The sequence below is a fragment of the Paraburkholderia terricola genome (genome assembly GCF_003330825.1).
GTDB lineage: Bacteria > Pseudomonadota > Gammaproteobacteria > Burkholderiales > Burkholderiaceae > Paraburkholderia > Paraburkholderia terricola.
Window position 1 is genome coordinate 1,377,396 of sequence record NZ_CP024942.1, and the last position, 16,699, is coordinate 1,394,094.

The 16,699-nt window shown below is 61.1% G+C and carries 17 protein-coding genes; 6 read left to right on the plus strand and 11 right to left on the minus strand.

From position 1 onward, the window contains the following. The first annotated feature begins 74 nt into the window (after positions 1 to 74). A complete protein-coding gene (locus tag CUJ90_RS24730) occupies positions 75 to 1,706 on the plus strand; it encodes an acyl-CoA synthetase (protein WP_114164120.1) in 1,632 nt (543 codons plus the stop codon). Positions 1,707 to 1,811: 105 nt separating this feature from the next. Here the strand turns inward: CUJ90_RS24730 and CUJ90_RS24735 are convergent, their stop codons facing one another. The 3 genes from CUJ90_RS24735 to CUJ90_RS24745 form a co-directional block, all read right to left on the minus strand. After that, entirely contained in the window at positions 1,812 to 2,036 is a 225-nt protein-coding gene (locus CUJ90_RS24735; RefSeq protein ID WP_073428645.1) for a hypothetical protein, read from the minus strand. A 288-nt stretch (positions 2,037 to 2,324) separates the two neighbouring features. Next, positions 2,325 to 2,528 (minus strand): cold-shock protein, encoded by a 204-nt coding sequence (locus tag CUJ90_RS24740; RefSeq protein WP_012428559.1) that lies wholly within the window; start codon positions 2,526 to 2,528, stop codon positions 2,325 to 2,327. Positions 2,529 to 2,833: 305 nt separating this feature from the next. Next, entirely contained in the window at positions 2,834 to 3,469 is a 636-nt protein-coding gene (locus CUJ90_RS24745; protein ID WP_073428646.1) for a LysE family translocator, read from the minus strand. 501 nt (positions 3,470 to 3,970) lie between these two features. Between CUJ90_RS24745 and CUJ90_RS24750 the strand changes: the two genes are divergently transcribed. Further along, on the plus strand, positions 3,971 to 4,234 hold the full coding sequence (locus tag CUJ90_RS24750) for an H-NS family nucleoid-associated regulatory protein (protein ID WP_073428647.1): 264 nt from the start codon (positions 3,971 to 3,973) through the stop codon (positions 4,232 to 4,234). A gap of 153 nt (positions 4,235 to 4,387) precedes the next feature. Continuing rightward, the gene (locus tag CUJ90_RS24755; RefSeq protein WP_114164121.1) at positions 4,388 to 5,629 is read left to right on the plus strand and encodes a serine hydrolase; all 1,242 of its coding nucleotides are present in this window, start codon (positions 4,388 to 4,390) and stop codon (positions 5,627 to 5,629) included. A gap of 129 nt (positions 5,630 to 5,758) precedes the next feature. Here CUJ90_RS24755 and pcaG read toward each other — a convergent pair whose 3' ends face one another. Both pcaG and pcaH read right to left on the minus strand, forming a co-directional pair. Beyond that, positions 5,759 to 6,346 (minus strand): protocatechuate 3,4-dioxygenase subunit alpha, encoded by a 588-nt coding sequence (pcaG, locus tag CUJ90_RS24760; protein ID WP_073432927.1) that lies wholly within the window; start codon positions 6,344 to 6,346, stop codon positions 5,759 to 5,761. A gap of 3 nt (positions 6,347 to 6,349) precedes the next feature. Further along, positions 6,350 to 7,054 (minus strand): protocatechuate 3,4-dioxygenase subunit beta, encoded by a 705-nt coding sequence (gene pcaH / locus CUJ90_RS24765; protein ID WP_073432926.1) that lies wholly within the window; start codon positions 7,052 to 7,054, stop codon positions 6,350 to 6,352. A 106-nt stretch (positions 7,055 to 7,160) separates the two neighbouring features. Between pcaH and pcaQ the strand changes: the two genes are divergently transcribed. Both pcaQ and CUJ90_RS24775 read left to right on the plus strand, forming a co-directional pair. Then, on the plus strand, positions 7,161 to 8,177 hold the full coding sequence (gene pcaQ / locus CUJ90_RS24770) for a pca operon transcription factor PcaQ (RefSeq protein WP_114164122.1): 1,017 nt from the start codon (positions 7,161 to 7,163) through the stop codon (positions 8,175 to 8,177). A 214-nt stretch (positions 8,178 to 8,391) separates the two neighbouring features. Next, the gene (locus CUJ90_RS24775; protein ID WP_114164123.1) at positions 8,392 to 9,525 is read left to right on the plus strand and encodes a 4-hydroxyphenylpyruvate dioxygenase family protein; all 1,134 of its coding nucleotides are present in this window, start codon (positions 8,392 to 8,394) and stop codon (positions 9,523 to 9,525) included. A gap of 22 nt (positions 9,526 to 9,547) precedes the next feature. On the opposite strand, the gene CUJ90_RS24780 is transcribed toward CUJ90_RS24775, so the two are convergent. Further along, a complete protein-coding gene (locus CUJ90_RS24780; RefSeq protein WP_208645286.1) occupies positions 9,548 to 10,480 on the minus strand; it encodes a LysR substrate-binding domain-containing protein in 933 nt (310 codons plus the stop codon). Between the two features lie 168 nt (positions 10,481 to 10,648). On the opposite strand from CUJ90_RS24780, the gene CUJ90_RS24785 reads away from it, so the two are divergent. Then, positions 10,649 to 11,686: a DUF1338 domain-containing protein gene (locus tag CUJ90_RS24785; RefSeq protein WP_114164125.1), complete on the plus strand. Its 1,038-nt coding sequence runs from the start codon at positions 10,649 to 10,651 to the stop codon at positions 11,684 to 11,686. A 58-nt stretch (positions 11,687 to 11,744) separates the two neighbouring features. Here CUJ90_RS24785 and CUJ90_RS24790 read toward each other — a convergent pair whose 3' ends face one another. The 5 genes from CUJ90_RS24790 to CUJ90_RS24805 form a co-directional block, all read right to left on the minus strand. After that, positions 11,745 to 12,386, minus strand: a complete 642-nt coding sequence (locus CUJ90_RS24790; RefSeq protein WP_114164126.1) for a helix-turn-helix domain-containing protein — start codon at positions 12,384 to 12,386, stop codon at positions 11,745 to 11,747. Positions 12,387 to 12,725: 339 nt separating this feature from the next. After that, positions 12,726 to 13,688, minus strand: coding sequence for a type VI immunity family protein (locus tag CUJ90_RS24795; RefSeq protein WP_340638544.1), 963 nt, complete (start codon positions 13,686 to 13,688; stop codon positions 12,726 to 12,728). A gap of 1 nt (position 13,689) precedes the next feature. Continuing rightward, positions 13,690 to 14,040 (minus strand): hypothetical protein, encoded by a 351-nt coding sequence (locus CUJ90_RS33380; protein ID WP_244220116.1) that lies wholly within the window; start codon positions 14,038 to 14,040, stop codon positions 13,690 to 13,692. Between the two features lie 20 nt (positions 14,041 to 14,060). Next, entirely contained in the window at positions 14,061 to 15,386 is a 1,326-nt protein-coding gene (locus CUJ90_RS24800; RefSeq protein WP_114164127.1) for a type VI immunity family protein, read from the minus strand. A 47-nt stretch (positions 15,387 to 15,433) separates the two neighbouring features. Beyond that, entirely contained in the window at positions 15,434 to 16,678 is a 1,245-nt protein-coding gene (locus CUJ90_RS24805) for a VRR-NUC domain-containing protein (RefSeq protein WP_114164128.1), read from the minus strand. Between the last annotated feature and the right edge of the window lie 21 nt (positions 16,679 to 16,699).

Below are 16,699 nucleotides of genomic sequence, written 5' to 3' on the forward strand. Positions count from 1 at the left end.
CCATGACAGTTGCTAGGCTTGAATCATCAATCAAAACAATCGACGGCGCGGCCCGCGCCTCAGGAGACGACGTGATGAAGCACATGTTCGAAGAAGGCCTCGAGCGGCGCGAGGCCAATTATGTCCCGCTGACGCCCATCGATTTCATCGTACGCGCAGCCGAAGTCTACGGTGAGCGGCCGGCGGTCGTCCACGGGGAGATTCGCCGCAACTGGCGCGAGACCTATGAACGCGCGCGGCGTCTTGCCAGCGCGTTGCGGCAGGCCGGCATAGAACGCGGTGACACGGTCGCCGCCTTGCTGCCCAACATTCCTCCGATGATAGAAGCGCACTTCGGCGTGCCGATGGCCGGTGCCGTGCTCAACACGCTGAATACGCGGCTCGACGTGCCGTCGCTGCTGTTCATGTTGCGTCACGGCGAGGCGAAGGCGCTGATCGTCGATACCGAGTACGGCGAATTCGCGCATCGCGCCGCGCTGGAGTTCCCCGATCTTCACGTCATCAGCGTGGCGGACGCGATGCCCGCCGACCCCGGCAAATTCATCCGCGCGACCGACTACGAAGCGTTGCTGCAATCGGGCGATCCGCAATTCGCGTGGACCATGCCGGCCGACGAGTGGGACGCCGTCGCGCTGAATTACACGTCGGGCACGACTGGCGATCCCAAAGGCGTGGTCTACCACCATCGCGGCGCTTATCTGAATGCGCTCAGCAATATCCTCGAATGGGATATGCCCAGGCATGCAATTTACCTGTGGACCTTGCCGCTTTTCCACTGCAACGGCTGGTGTTTTCCGTGGACGGTGGCGGCGCGCGCCGGCGTCAACGTCTGTCTGCGCAAGTTCGACGCGAAGACGGTGTTCGACCTGATCCGCCGCGAATGCGTCACGCACTATTGCGGCGCGCCGATCGTGCAGAGCGCACTGGCGAATGCGCCGGCCGAATGGCGAGACGGCATCGAGCATCGCGTGTCGACCATGGTGGCCGGCGCGGCCCCGCCACCGGCCGTGATCGCGAAGATGAAGGAAATCGGTTTCGATCTGACGCACGTGTACGGACTCACCGAGACCTATGGGCCGGCCGCCGTCTGTGCGAAACAGGAGGAGTGGGAAGCGCTCGGCGACAGCGAACGCGCCGAACTGAACGCGCGGCAAGGTGTGCGCTACCACCTGCAAGCGGCCGTGACGGTGCTCGACCCGGACACGCTCGCGCCCGTGCCTGACGACGGCGAGACGATCGGCGAGATCATGTTCCGCGGCAACATCTGCATGAAGGGCTATCTGAAGAACGAGCGCGCCACCGAGGCCACGTTCAGCGGCGGCTGGTTCCACACCGGCGACCTGGGCGTGCGGATGCCCGATGGCTACATTCGCATTCGCGATCGCAGCAAGGACATCATCATTTCAGGCGGCGAGAACATTTCGAGCATCGAGGTCGAGGACACGCTGTACCGTCACCCCGCGGTATCGGTTGCCGCCGTGGTGGCGATGGCCGATCCGAAATGGGGCGAGGTGCCGTGCGCATTCGTCGAACTCAAGGAAGGCGCTCAGGTGAGCGCGGAAGAGATCATCGCGCACTGCCGGCTCTTTCTTGCGGGATACAAGTTGCCGAAAGCGGTGCGCTTCGGCGAATTGCCGAAGACGTCGACGGGAAAAATTCAGAAGTTTGAACTGCGCGCGCGAATCAAGGCGGAGCAGGGCGAGTAAGGCCGCCTGCGATTGCAAAGCGTGTCGCATGGCGCACTACGTCATGTCGCGAGATGCGCGCGCAAATCATGCGCGCGTCATCGCGTAGAGCCGTGGGCCGCGCGCTTAACCGCGCGTGTCGACCCAGTTGCGTGCCCAGCTTGCCGAGTGCTGCAAAGCCTGTTCTTCGTTCGTGAAGTAATCGAGCGAATAGAACTGGTAGCGCCCTTCGGCACGCGCGCTGTCAGCGCGTTCGAGCAACAGGTTGGATGAAAAGCTGCCGTCGGGCAAACGATGCGCCGAGGGTTGGACGGCATAGCCGTTGTAGTGATGCCTATGTTTGTTTGTCATTTTATTTTAATGATGTACGAGTGCGTGCCTGCCGGGCGGACCGTTGTACGAGTCACGCGGACGAGCCGATTCAAGCCATTGCAAGCCGAATCACGACGCAGTCGGAAAGCGAAAAAAGGGCGTTGAAGCCAGAGGGAGAATGAGAGGTGCAACGAGGCGTTTGGCGCTTTGGGCTTGCTGCGAAAAACACGTGCAGCTAAAAGCGATCGCGCCAACTGTGGGAGACGAAGCTCCGCGAGGATGTCGCTGCAGCCCGATGCCCGTTGCCGGACACCGAGCCCTTCAAACTTACAGCGGCTTGATGTTAGCCGCTTGCAGACCCTTCGGGCCTTGCTTCGTTTCGAAGCTCACCTTCTGATTTTCAGCGAGCGTCTTGAAGCCGTCGCCGCTGATTTCGGAGAAGTGCGCGAACAGGTCGTCGCCGCCCTTGTCCGGGGTGATGAAGCCAAAGCCCTTGCTGTCGTTGAACCACTTAACGGTACCGGTATCCATGAAGAATCCTTGAGGAAAAAATAGAAAGATTTGCTCTGTTGAGGAGCGCTTGAAGCGTCAAGGAGGGAGAGGACAACGAATACCGCTGAGGAGCGAACATTGATGAACAGCAATCGAACTTCTTGAACTTCGATCGCCACAGTAACCGCCGGGGCATGCCAGCGTCAACACTTAACTTGTAACTGTTTCGGAAAGGGCCTATTGCTCCTCGCCGGGGCATACCTTGCGGCCGTGGTTCGGCGTGTCGCGCGATGCGGCACCATAAGCGGCTCGGCGCGCCAAGCCGAACGACGGCAAGCGAGCTTTCAGATGCCGACTTTATGTGCCGTCAAAACGAGGCGCAGTCCAAGCGCCGCAACCGCGCCCGCCGCGACGCGATCGATCCACGCTTTCCACCGCAAATAGACTTCGCGCGGCCGCTTGCTCGAAAAGCACAGCGCGACGATCGTGTACCAGCCGGCTTCGATAGCGAAGATCGCGGGCGGCAATGCGAAGTAGGACCACAGCGGCGGATGTTGCGGAAGCAGGGCCGCGAAGATACTGCCGTAGTAGACGGCTGTTTTCGGATTGCTGAGTTGCGTGCTCAGGCCGATCCAGAAAGATTTGCGCACATTGGCCGGGGCGGCTTGGGCTGCATCGAATGCGAGCGGTTTGGCCGCGCCGCGCCAGATTTTCGACGCCAGGTAGATCAGGTAGAGACCGCCCGCCACTTTCAGGCCGATGTACAGCCATTCGACAGTGGCGAGCAACGTGTATAGGCCGAGCAACGCCACGCCGCTAAAGAACACGCCGCCGATGCCCATGCCGAGCGCGGTGGCGAGACCGTCGCCGCGCGATAGCCCGATGGCATTGCGGGCCACGATGACAAAGCTCGGGCCGGGGCTCATCGCACCGAGCAGCAGCGCGGCGAGAATCGTGACGATAGCGGTCGATGCGGGCATGTTGTGTGTCTCCTGTACGCTCGGATGTTAATCAATGAAACATAGCATGAGTGGGTGTGGTCTTGCATTTGCGTTTTTCCGTGCGGATTGTGTTTAGCTTTGCGCCAGTATCTATCCTTGCTGTCTCAAGGTTAATTAACTGCGCACCTGCGCGGGCGGCCCTAATAACCCAATAAGAATTTGAAAACCCCCACATCGCGGGCAAAGCAAACCCTCGCTGCAAACATAAGAAATTGGATGCTAGAATTGCCTTCCATACGCTGAAGCAGCCTCGGAACACTGAGGCAAGTCGTGGGCCGAATTCGAGCCGTTTGCCGGCCAATTCCCCGAAATCCAGGATTTGTTGGGCATGATTTCCAGGTGCGAGTTTCCCCGCATCGGGAGAGGCGTCGCGAGTTCGATTCGCACGTGCCTATCTGAATCACGCATAAGCTTCGCGTTGTTTTAGCGAACTCTTTGTATATCCAACGCGAGCATTATCAGCCGCGAAACCGGTACGTTATGAAAGAGCGAGAAGAACAAAGGCTGTTCGACCTCGACGGGAATGCGCGTGAGCGCTTGATCCTGTGGATACGCCGACGCATGGACGAATACGGCATTACGACGGAAGCGCTAGCCGAGGCGATCGAGGCCGACGCAGCCAAGACGCGAGCCGTGATGTATCGCGACGCCTTCGGCAATACGTGGGACGGTCACGGCGACAAGCCGGACTGGCTCGCGCGCGCGATTTACGCTGGGCAGAACATCGATCACTTCCGTTGTTGAGGTCTGCGTTTCGGCGCTCGCATAACGGCGATGAATCAGCCGGCATATGCCTTCGCCGTTGATCGGGTGCGTGAACTGCCTTAAGATCGGCGACTCGTTGCCGACTCCGTGTCCAATCAATTCGGGCTCACACGGCACAGAACCGGAAGCTGCATGCCGTACGATCGTCGAACTCCTTCATTCGAATTTCCTGTCTATCGTTTTCCCGCGTGGTTCCGCTACGTCGCGTTGTTCGGCCTGTTGTGGCTGAACATCGGCTGGTCGTTTGCGGCGGGCCACGAGCCTGCGCGGCATACCTCTGCTGGCGTGAGCCGGCAGCTCGCACCGTCCATCGGACACGCGTCGAAAGCGCAGACCAGAACTTCAGTCAAAGCCAGGAAGCCAACCGTCCGCAAGGCGCGGCGACGTATCGCGCACAAGCGCAAGCCTGCGGCGAGCGCGCAGCGGCCGATGCATGTCGGCAGGCTCACGCTCAAGCATCGCCGGCAGGCTGCGCGTATTGCACGTATTGCGCGAGAGCCGCGCGCCGCGAGGCGCCCACAAGCGACAGCGGAACGGCGCGATGCGCGGCCGCGTGCGTCAGCGCCGCGGAACCCTTCGCATGCGTCGCTGCGTCTATTGGCGCGCTGCGGCTACACGCCTAAATCGCGAGCGTTGCTTCATGCAAAGGCTGTCTATGTCGTGGACGAGCGAACGCATACCGTTCTCGCCGAAAAGCAGGCCGACCGAGTCATGCCGATTGCTTCGATATCCAAGCTGATGACGGCCGTGGTGTCACTCGATGCAAGGCACAAGCTGAACGCGCCGCTCAACGTCACGGTCCAGGATCAGGATTTCGACAAGTTCACCGGCTCACGCCTGGGCGTCGGTTCGACCTTGTCGCGGCATGACATGTTGCACATTGCGTTGATGTCGTCGGAGAACCGCGCCGCGGCTGCGCTCAGCCGCGATTACGCCGGCGGCCGGCCGGGTTTCGTCGCCGCGATGAACGCGAAGGCTCGCGCGCTGGGCATGCGGCATACGTCGTTTGTGAACGGTACGGGCTTGTCGCCGCAGAACGTTTCGACCGCGCGGGACTTGTCATTGCTGGTGGAGGCGGCGAGCCGTTATCCGTTGATTCGCGCTTACTCCACTGATCGCAAGCAAATCGTCTTGCCCGGCAGCGGCCGCGCGCGGCTGAGTTATCACAACTCGAATGCGCTGGTGCGAGGCGGTGACCGGTCGATCGTGTTGCAGAAAACCGGTTTCATCAACGAGGCGGGGCACTGTGTCGTCGTGCGGATGATCGTGCATGGCCGGCCCGTCGATATCGTGGTGTTGGGTGCGTCCGGCGCGCGCGATCACATTGCCGACGTCGCGAGAATCAGCCGCTGGCTGCGGTGCTCGTTGAAGTAACTGCTCTCGACGGGCGCAAAAAAAAGCCCGCGCGAGGCGGGCTTAACTACTCGGAGTTTCGTGATCCAGTCGCCAGACGGATCAACGTCAGTGTAAGTGAAAGCAATCTGAAAGTATAGAAATTCTGCTTCACAGGTCGAAAAATACGGTTTCCCGATCGCCTTGCATGTGGATGTCGAACCGGTACACGTTGGCCATGTTCGGTTCGCGGCGCGCGATCAGCGTGCCGCTCCGCTCCGCCGGAACCGCTGCCAACACGGCATCGTGCTCGTTTGCCTCGGCTTCGTCCTCGAAATAGATGCGGGTAAACGTGTGCAGCAGCATGCCTCGCATCGTCACGATCACATTCAGATGCGGCGCTTGATCCGGGCTCACGCGGCCCGGTTTGACCGTTTCCACGATAAAGCGCTGCTGCGGATCCGTACCCGTGCCGACGCGTGCGAAGCCGCGAAAACCGGTCTTCAGGATTTCCTCGCGCGATTCCGGAAAGCGGCCGTCGGCATCCACTTGCGACATTTCCAGCATGGCGTCGCCGATCACCTTGCCGTCGCCATCGAACACCTGGCCGACGATCGTGACGTGCTCGCCGGCCGCTTCACGGTCGGCCAGAACGGGCGTGAACAAGCTCCTGAAGTCGAAATCGTATTGCTGCGGGCACAGACCGTAAGCGAAGTACGGCCCAACCGTTTGCGAAGGCGTTTGCTTGAGAGTGGTCATGGTTTAACGCTCCATCGGCGTTTCGTTGCGGCCGCGCAGCACGATGTCGAAGTCGTAGCCGAGCGCGTAGGCTTCCTGCGTGGTGTCGAGCGAGAAGTTCGCAATCAGGCGATCACGCGCATGCTCCGGCGTGCCCTGAAAAATCGGATCGAAGGCCAGCAGCGGGTCGCCGGGAAAATACATCTGCGTGACGAGACGCGAGCCGAAATGCTCGCCGAATAGCGAGAAATGAATGTGGTTCGGACGCCATGCGTTCGGATGATTGCCCCACGGATAAGCGCCCGGCTTGATAGTCAGAAAGCGATAACGGCCTTCGTTGTCGGTGAGGCAGCGGCCGGCGCCGAGAAAATTCGGATCGAGCGGCGCGTCGTGCTGATCGTTTTTGTGCACGTAGCGGCCAGCGGCATTAGCTTGCCAGATTTCCACCAGCGTATTGCGCACCGGACGGCCGCCCTCGTCGAGCACACGCCCCGTCACGATGATGCGCTCGCCGAGCGGCTCGCCGTTGCGCACCGCATTGCGCGTCAGATCGTGGTCGAGGGCGCCGAGGTCTTCGGTGCCGTAGACAGGCACGCGCTGGTCGCGCAGCTTTTCCTTCAGCGGAATGAGCGGACGCGTCGGGCCACGTTTGACCGATGAGCCGTAGCCGGGATAGATGTACCCGGGGTGGGACGCGAAATCGCGCGCGGTGAGAAAGGACTCATCCATGAGTGTCTCCTTCGAGGAATTGTGGGTGCAACTTATGGAGCGACTTTATCCAACCGGTGCGGTTATGCAAAGTGACGTTTTCGCCCCTTTCGTATAACCTTTCGTTATGCAACGAAGCCTCGCGGACAGCCGCGTCAAATTCCGTCATCTCCAGTGCTTTCTCGCCGTCGCGCAGTTCGGCAGCGTGCAGCGGGCCGCCGAAAGTCTTTCCATTACGCAGCCGGCGGTATCCAAGACCGTCGCCGAACTCGAGGCGATTCTCGGCGTGAAGCTGTTCGAGCGCGGCCGTCACGGCGCGGTGCCGACCCGCGAGGGCCAGCTCTTCATGCCCCATGCGAGCGCCTGCGTCAGTGCGCTGCGGCAGGGCGTCGACTTGTTGGCGCGCCCGGAAGGCGCGGCCGCGGCCACGCTGGAAATCGGCGTCTTGCCGACCGTCGCCGCCGCGCTTATTCCGCCGGTGCTCAAGCGGTTCGCCGCGCTATGGCCGCGCGTGATCGTGCGTCTCGCGACCGGCGCCAACCCCGAATTGCTCGAACGCCTGAAAGCAGGCACGATCGAATTTGCGATTGGGCGTCTCGCGGACCCGGAGCGAATGGTCGGTCTCAGCTTCGAACAGCTTTTCAGCGAGCCGTTGATCGCAGTGGTGCGGGCCGGGCATCCGCTGGCATTGGGCGCCGGTTTGCCAGCCACCTCGCTGGAAGATTTTCCGGTGGTCCTGCCGCCGTTCGGCACGCTCATCCGGCAATCGGCGGAAAGCTTGTTGAGCGCGTGGGGCGTGCCGCCGCTGTCGGCGTTTGTCGAGGTGCTGTCGGTATCGACGGGCCGCGCGTTGACGCTCGAAAACGACGCCGTGTGGTTCGTGCCGCTGAGCGCGGTGGAGTACGAACTGGCGCGCGGCATGCTGGTGCGTTTGCCGTTGCCGTTCGCCGGCACCGACGAGCCGGTTGGACTGATCCGGCGCTCGGACACGCAGCCGTCGCCGGTGGGGCGCGCGCTGATCGACGCCGTGCGTGAAGTCGCGCAATTGCGCATGGCCGCCGCCGTCGAAGGCAAGCCAAAGCCCGCGACAAAGGCAAAAAAGGCGAAACGTACACGTGGAACCGCAACGCCCACGGCACGCTGAAAACCTGACCCGCCGCGCTCGTGGCCATGCACGCGGCCCGTCGATTCGCTGCAAGTGAACCGTCCGGTACAAAATGAAGGTTGCGAACGCTCGACTAGCCGGTGTACAAACACGGTGCAAAAACCGTCGCCGACCGCGTTGCCCCACTGCGGATGCCCGACGGCTCGCACCGAACATCGGAAAAAGCGTCGAAAGACTGCACAAGGAGATTGCCATGCCCAGCGACTTGCCCACTCCAGACGCCGCGCTGCGCGCCGTGTCGGCGCCTGAGCATAATCCGCTCGGCACAGCCGGCCTCGAATTCGTCGAGTTCGCCGCACGCGAGCCGAAGGCGCTCGGCGAGACCTTCACGAAACTCGGCTTCAAGGCGATTGCGCGCCACATCAGCAAGGACGTCACGCTGTATCGCCAGGGCGAGATGCATTTGCTGATCAACGCCGAACCCGATTCGTTCGCCGCGCGCTACGCCGAGGAATACGGCGCGGGCATCTGCGCGATCGGTATTCGCGTGGCCGACGCGCAGCGCGCGTTCGATCGCGCGATCGAACTCGGCGCGTGGGCGTTCGAAGGCGAGCGCCTCGGCGCGGGCGAACTGCTGATTCCGGCGATCCAGGGCATTGGCGACTCGCACATCTATTTCGTCGACCGTTGGCGCGGCCGCGGCGGTCAGCGCGGCGGCCTCGGCGACATTTCGATCTTCGACATCGACTTCCGGCCCATCGAGATCGACACCGCGCACGCCGATTTGAGTCACGTGGGCACCGGCCTCGTCGCGGTCGACCATCTCACGCAGACGGTAGGCGAGGGCCGCATGCAGGAATGGCTCGACTTCTATCGCGACCTGCTCAACTTCCGCGAGATTCACGAACTGCACGCGAACTGGCATGTGTCGGCGGAATCGCGCGTGATGGTGTCGCCATGCGGCGCGATCCGTGTTCCCTTGTATGAAGAGGGCACGCGCCGGACCAATCTGATGCACGAGTATCTGCCCGATCATCCGGGCGAGGGCGTGCAGCACATCGCGCTCGCCACTGACGATATCTTCGCGTGCGTCGAGCAACTGCTGGCGAACGGCGTTGAATTTGTCGAGCCGCCGCCGCGCTACTACGAGCAACTGGACACACGGCTACCGGGCCATGGGCTCGATGTCGAGCGGCTCAAGCGCACGCATGTGCTGGTGGACGGCGAGATCGGCGCGGACGGCGTGCCGCTGCTGTTCTTTCAGACTTTCGTGCGACGTAACGCCGGCGAGATCTTCTTCGAGATCGTTCAGCGGCAAGGGCATCACGGTTTTGGCGAGGGCAACCTCAGCGCGCTCGCGCAGGCGCGTGAGCAAACGGGCGCGTAACGCTCCAAGGCTTGGCGCTTGATCAATCGGTATCGGGATTGCCGGCCAAGCCCGGATTGACCGCGCCATACGCAGCCGCTTCCCCGAGCAGCCATTCGCGGAAGCTGGCGAGCGGCTTGCCGTGACTCAACTCGGTCGGATAGACGAGGTAGTACGCCGAGTCGGCAACCGCAGGCGCGTCGAGCGGTATCGCTAGTCCAAGCTGTTCGAGCTGCGCATCGACAAAAAAGCGTGGCACCAGCGCAATGCCGAGACCCGCCGCGGCCGCGCTGATCAGCATCGTATGAAGTTCGTAGCGCACGCCTTGCATCGTCCGGTTATCGTCGACGCCGAGGTTGGCGAACCATGCCGCCCAGCCATCGGGGCGCGTGGTGGAATGCAGCAACGGGTAATCCAGCAGATCGGCGGCGTTGCGAACAGGCCGCGTCAGCAGACTCGCCGCGCACACCGGCACGACTTCCTCACTGAACAGAAAATCCGCCGACGTGCCCGGCCATGTCGGTTTGCCGTAGTGAATCGCGGCTTCGAAATGCGTATCGCCGAACGGAAACGTGCCCGTGCGCACGCCCATATTGACGCGTACATCGGGATACTGTTCGTTGAATGCCGCGAGCCGTGGAATCAGCCATTGCGACGCGAAAGTCGGCAGCACCGCCAATTCCAGATAACCGCCGCCGCTGCCATGCGCGATGATCGACAGCGTGTCGCGATCCAGCTGCTCCAGCGCGCGCCGCACCTGCGCGCTATACACCTTGCCCGCCTTCGTCAGCACCACGCGCTGTTTGGCGCGCGCGAACAGCCGCACGCCGAGATTGCTCTCCAACGTATTGATCTGCCGGGACACCGCGCTTTCGGTGAGGAACAACTCACGCGCCGCATGCGTGAAGCTCTCGTGTCGCGCGGCGGCTTCGAAAGCGAGCAGCGCGCCCATGTTGGGGATCTTGAACTTTCGCACGTTGATTCCGAAAACGCATCAAGTGGCGATTTTATCTCGCTTTACGGCGCCGCCGCGGCTCTAAATAATCTCGCCTTCGGCGATGCCGCGCATAGACCTTGAAGCCACGCCGGCATGCCGTCCTCCAAATACACGAACGCGTCTCACCGCACGCCGCCCGGAACCGATATGCGAAACATCAAGAATGCGAATGTCGAACGACTGCTGCTGAAACTGCTCGGCGTCGACCAAACCGCGCGGCTGTTCGCCACGCTGAACCATCCGCGAATCCTCAGCGAATGCGAAGAAGGCACCGTGACGCGTGCGGAAGTCGCGCAGGCACTGAACATGGCGTTGTTCGACGACTTGCTGGCGCGCTCCGCGAATGGCCGCGAGTACACGCAGGAGACGATCGCCGCGGGCGGCGGCGTGTACTTCGACCACGGCGCATTGCGCACCGTGCGCTGGCATGAGAACGGCGCGCTGCCGCCGGGCGAAGCCGCGTTCGCGCGCATTCTGCGTCCGCTCGGCTTCAGCATCAACGGCCGCTATCCGCTTGACCGTCTCGGCATGACCGGCCGCGCGTGGGCGCACGACGACGCGCCCGATGAGATCGCGCAATTCTTCGTCAGCGAATTGCATCCCGAGCGTTTCTCGGCGGAATTCCAGCAGGCGGTGACGAATGTGATCGGCGCGTCGCGCGATCCGCTGACGCCGCAAGCCGTCGGCCATTTGTGGGAGCTCGAACGCGAAGGCGTGCTGCCGCTCGAGGCGGCGCATGCGTTGCTACCGGTGATCGTCGGCGCGTTCGCGCGTCAGCACGAGACGCCATGCGAGGCCGATTACGACGTGTTGTTGAAGGAGTCGGCGGAAATGGCGTGGATCGCGACTGAAGGCAACGCCTTCAATCACGCCACCGATCGCGTCGCGGACGTGTTCAAACTCGCCGACGACGAAAAAGCCAAGGGTCGTCCGATGAAGCTGGAAGTGGAGCGTTCGCGTTCGGGCCGCGTGTTCCAGACCGCGTATCGCGCGGACATCGTGCGGCGCGAATTCCGCGCGGCCGACGGCAGCATCGTGACGCGCGACGTGCCGGGCTCGTTCTACGAGTTCATCACGCGCAAGCGGACGTTCGATCAGGACGCGCGCCGCTGGCAAACGGATCTGCGTTTCGACGCGGGCAACGCACAGGGCATCTTCAAGATGACCGCGAACCAGGCGGCTTGACGTATCGTCGCCAGGCGAGTGCCGCGGACGTTGGCGGCGCGTCGCCAAGGCGCTTTCGTTATTTCTTGCCCGGTTCCGCGAGCGGTACGGTTGCCGGTGCTTGCGGGATGTCGGCGCTGGTCGCCATCCACAACACCTCGGCGTCTTCTTCGCTGGTGGACACCGCGGCGTGGCCGGTGCGGCTATCGAAGTACAGGCTGTCGCCGGCGTTCAGATGCGTTGGCGCGTACAACTCGGAATAGAGGCACACGCTGCCGCTGATGACGTACAGGAATTCTTCGCCTTCGTGACGGCCCCAGTCGTCGAACGCGTCGAGCGTGTGCGCGGAGATGCGGATGCGAAACGGCAGCATCGCTTTGTGCGCGAGGTCGGTGGCGAGCAGTTCCATCTGGTAGCCGCGATAGGCGTGACGCTGGCCTTCGTTTTTGCGGGTCAATGCGCGACGGCCGTTGGCGCTGACTTTGGGCGTCGAGCCGAACAACTCGCCGATTTCGATTTTCAAACCGACGACGATTTTCTGCAGCACGTCGAATGTGGGGGACATCAGGCCGTTTTCGACTTTGGAGAGCGTCGAGCGGGAGACGCCGCAGAGACGGCTCGCGGTTTCCAGCGTCAGGTCCTGTGCCTGGCGCGCGGCGCGCACGCGCCGGCCGAGGTCGGTGGTGGATGCGTCGGCGGGTTTGGTGAGGTGGGTGTCCATGGGGCCAGCGGGTTGGTAGCGCGCCTCGGGCGGGCGGGTCGTGTTTCCGATAATAACATTGGGTGAAGGGGTGGGGGGTTCTTCGGAATCCGCTGTAGAGCTAATGCCGCGTGGCGGACGCGCTGCCTGGAGTTCGATAACTTTTCTCATCAGAAACATCGCGTGCTGGGGTGGATAAAGCGTGCCAGCCATGGATGCGCGTGCTCGATATCTGCACTAAGCAAATCGGGGAGATAGGTGAGTTAGGCGTTCGGTTTTTTTACCATGCTGGCGCAGGCGCAAGTTTCATTCGAATGCATGCTTAAGGCGCGTTGCTGGATTCGCAACAAGGCAAAGCTGCTAACGCTCGCTTGGCGACCAATGCCAGTACGTCTCACCCCACGGGCTTCCTTCGATCGCGGGCATGATTTCGCCCGCTTCGAAATAGCGACGGCTCCCCGCTTTCGCTGGCGTATGCCACCAGCCCGCTTCCGGGCAAGGGCTACCGCCGCGGACATTGAGACGGACGGGCTCACGTTTCACCGGCTGCGGTACGACAGTCGGGGGCTCGGGAATCGGTGCGGCGCCGGGCAGGTCAAAGCGTGCTGCCCACGCGCGCGCGTTCTTCGTATCCGCGCTCGGCAAGTCCGGGATATAGGTATGCAAGGCGTCGGGCCCTGGATCGCGTAGCACGCGCAATACGCTGTTCACGAACACGTAGGGTTCGGGTAGACCTTCCTCGGGGGCGCCGAGACGCGGGAAATCCCCGGCGCGGATCAGCAGGCACGAGCCGATGCGTTCGATGTGAATGTCAGGACGATTCAGCGCTTCGCGTATGGCGGCCTCTCCACCCAGGCGGTCGACGAATAACTCGCCCAGGATCGTGTACCAGTTCACGCCCTTGATGAAACCCCATCGGCCGACTTTTGCGCCGGGATGTAAGCCCGGATAAAACGCCGTCATGTGGTCAACAGACTCGCCTTCGTATGAGACGGGGTCGTATTCTTTGGATTGCAGGTGCGCGGTGCTATCTATTTCCAATCCGCTAAAGCGCTCAGCAAGTGCCCATTCCTGCGGCATGTAACGGTGATAGCTGTAGGCAAGGACCGGAGACAGGCCTCCATAGCCGCCCTGCACCACGAGTTTTCCGCACACGTAACGCAGGAAGTTCTCGTACTGCGCGATACCATCGTCAATCGCAATCAGGTCCATCGGCACATTGAATTTCAGGTACGACAGGCCGGATTCCTGACCCCTGTATGCCTTCCAACCTTTTGGCGAAACATAGTCCTCGTCTGCTGCGATTCCGGTTAGCGTCTGGATGCTATTCCGCGGCTGTGTCCTGGTCGGTAGAACTGGAACGAATCACGCTCACTTCGAGATATGACGGTGTATCGACAATAGCTCGTCGTATCTTCTCCACACCTGCCGGGGCCCGCTTGGTGAACTTGCCCAGGTCGGTGTCTTTGCCTCCTTTGAGATGCTCGCCGAACAACTCGTCGAAGCGATCGAAGCAGTCGAGGATGCCTTGACGCACTTCGGGTTGAGAACCGCGTTCAAAGTACACCGTCCCAATCACGCCCGGTAGCACGCCCATGCGGTTGTCGGCAAGCCGCACGCTCAAATCTTCCTTGTAGCGTGCGAGTGCTTGCGCGGGCGTCAAGATGGTCGTCACGGGAGTCACAAACAAAGCTGCTAACTCTCGCTTGGCGACCAATGCCAGTACGTCTCACCCCACGGGCTTCCTTCGATCGCGGGCATGATTTCGCCCGCTTCGAAATAGCGACGGCTCCCCGCTTTCGCTGGCGTATGCCACCAGCCCGCTTCCGGGCAAGGGCTACCGCCGCGGACATTGAGACGGACGGGCTCACGTTTCACCGGCTGCGGTACGACAGTCGGGGGCTCGGGAATCGGTGCGGCGTCGGGCAGGTCAAAGCGCGCTGCCCACGCGCGCGCGTTCTTCGTATCCGCGCTCGGCAAGTCCGGGATATAGGTATGCAAGGCGTCGGGCCCTGGATCGCGTAGCACGCGCAATACGCTGTTCACGAACACGTAGGGTTCGGGTAGACCTTCCTCGGGGGCGCCGAGACGCGGGAAATCCCCGGCGCGGATCAGCAGGCACGAGCCGATGCGTTCGATGTGAATGTCAGGACGATTCAGTGCTTCGCGTATGGCGGCCTCTCCCCCCAGGCGGTCCACGAATAACTCGCCCAGGATCGTGTACCAGTTCACACCCTTGATGAAACCCCATCGACCGACTTTTGCGCCGGGATGAAGATGATCGTAAAAGGCTGTCATCTCCGACGAAGATGGTCCCTCATAGGAAACCGGGTCGAAGTCATCCTTGAGTAAATGCGCGGTGCTATCGATCTCCAATCCACTAAAGCGCTCAGCAAGCGCCCATTCCTGCGGCATGTATCGGTGATAGCTATAGGGGAGAATGGGCGATAAACCGCCATAACCACCACGCACGATCAATCGTTGGCAAACGTAACGCAAAAAGCTTTCGTATTGCGCGATGCCATCGGTCGTTGTGACCAACTCCATTGGGACGTTAAATTTCAAATATGACAGGCCTGCCTCCCTACCCTTTGATACGGTCCATCCAGTAGGTGCGGTGTAGTCCTCCGGTACAACAATATTCGTTAGCGTCTTAATGTTGTACTCTGCGGCGGTGTCTTGATCGGTGGCGCTGGAACGCACCACTCCGACTTGAAGATGTGACGGCGTTTCAACAATGGCTCGCCGGATCTTCTCAATACCAGTACGCTTCGAAAACTTACCGAGATCGGTGTCCTTGCCTCCGTTTAGATGTTCGCCGAACAACTGTTCGAAGCGGTCGAAGCAATCGAGGATGCGTTGCCGACCTTCTGGATTTCCACCACGCTCAAAAAAAATCGTACCAATGACACCCGGTAGCACGCCCATGCGGTTATCGGCAAGCCGCACACTCAGATCTTCCTTGTACCGTGCGAGCGCTTGCGCGGGCGTCAAGGTGGTTTTTGAATCACGAAGCGTCATATTTTGTTCTGCGTCTGTTGTTCAATCGAAAACCGCAAGCGGAAAGACTAACCGGCCGACGCCACCGCCGTCACGCCCAGCGACACAGCGAGCACAGCCAGCGCTTCTGCGCCAGCTGTTGCAATGATCGCAATCAGCGCTGCAAGGATCGCGACCAACGCTTCGGCCAGTACGATGACGACTGCAACGGCGGCGACCACGACGACGATCACAGCCAATGCTTTCACGATGGTCATGCCCACCTGCGCCCAGTCGATCTGCTTGAGCAACTCCCACGTCATATCGGTTTGGCGAACGATTTCCTGCCAACCGGCCTTGAGCTGGGCGGTGGTGTAGCGATAAAGCTCGCGTCCTTTCTCGTCGACCCATACCCACGCGTCGCTTGCTTTATCCGCAATCCAGCGACCAGCGGTAAATATCCAGGGCGCGTGCTGATGGAGAAATGCGCTGGTTTCGGCGGACACATAAGAATAGCCACGGTGAATCGCATCCCATACCGGTGCAACCGCTTCGGCGGCTTCTTCGCCGTGCCGTTCAGCCCACGACCACCATTCCTCGTACCAAGCGGGCTCTGGGATCGGCTTAACTGTACGAATGGGTACACGCTGTCGTTGCTTCTCGTCGTCAGTTTGTGGCGCTGGTAGAGGCACTGGTACCGGCACTTTCTTGAGTTCCCCATTGCAATCGCTTACATCAATAACTGTCATGCGATTTTTATAGTCACCCGCAATTTTCTGATATGCATCTTCTTGGCCTTCATTCCATGTATCGCCGGGAAATTTTACTTCTACCAGCCGAAGCATATTGTCAACATGGGGCGCGCCATCACGATCGACGGTGCCGCGACCGGGCCAGCGGTCCATTGGATTCTTTACGATAATCACATCGGGGCGCCGTAAAAATCCGGGTTTCATACCGGGCGGGAACGGGTTCAGGCTGTGGCGCCTCCCTGGTCCCTGAGACTTGTCGCTGCTTAGAAACGGAATCGGCGGTGCAAATCCATTGGATAGGGCAGTTGCCCACATATCGAAGCTCACCTCCGCCTTGTACTGCCAGAAGTAATTCGCGACTTTCTCATCGACGCGAATCGCTGAGGTCATCGCGAGCTGTTTCAGCAATCTGACAATCGTCGAGCCGTCGGGCAAGAGGACGGAAACGATCTTCGGCATCTTTAACGCGTATTCGATTTTCTCTTGCAAGTAACCCTTCGAGAACGGCGGCAACATTGCATACGTCGGTTCTTCGTTGATTATCGTGCAGGTCGAGCCCGCCGGTTGAAGTGTCGATCCCATTCGGTCAAACTCCTTTGGTGC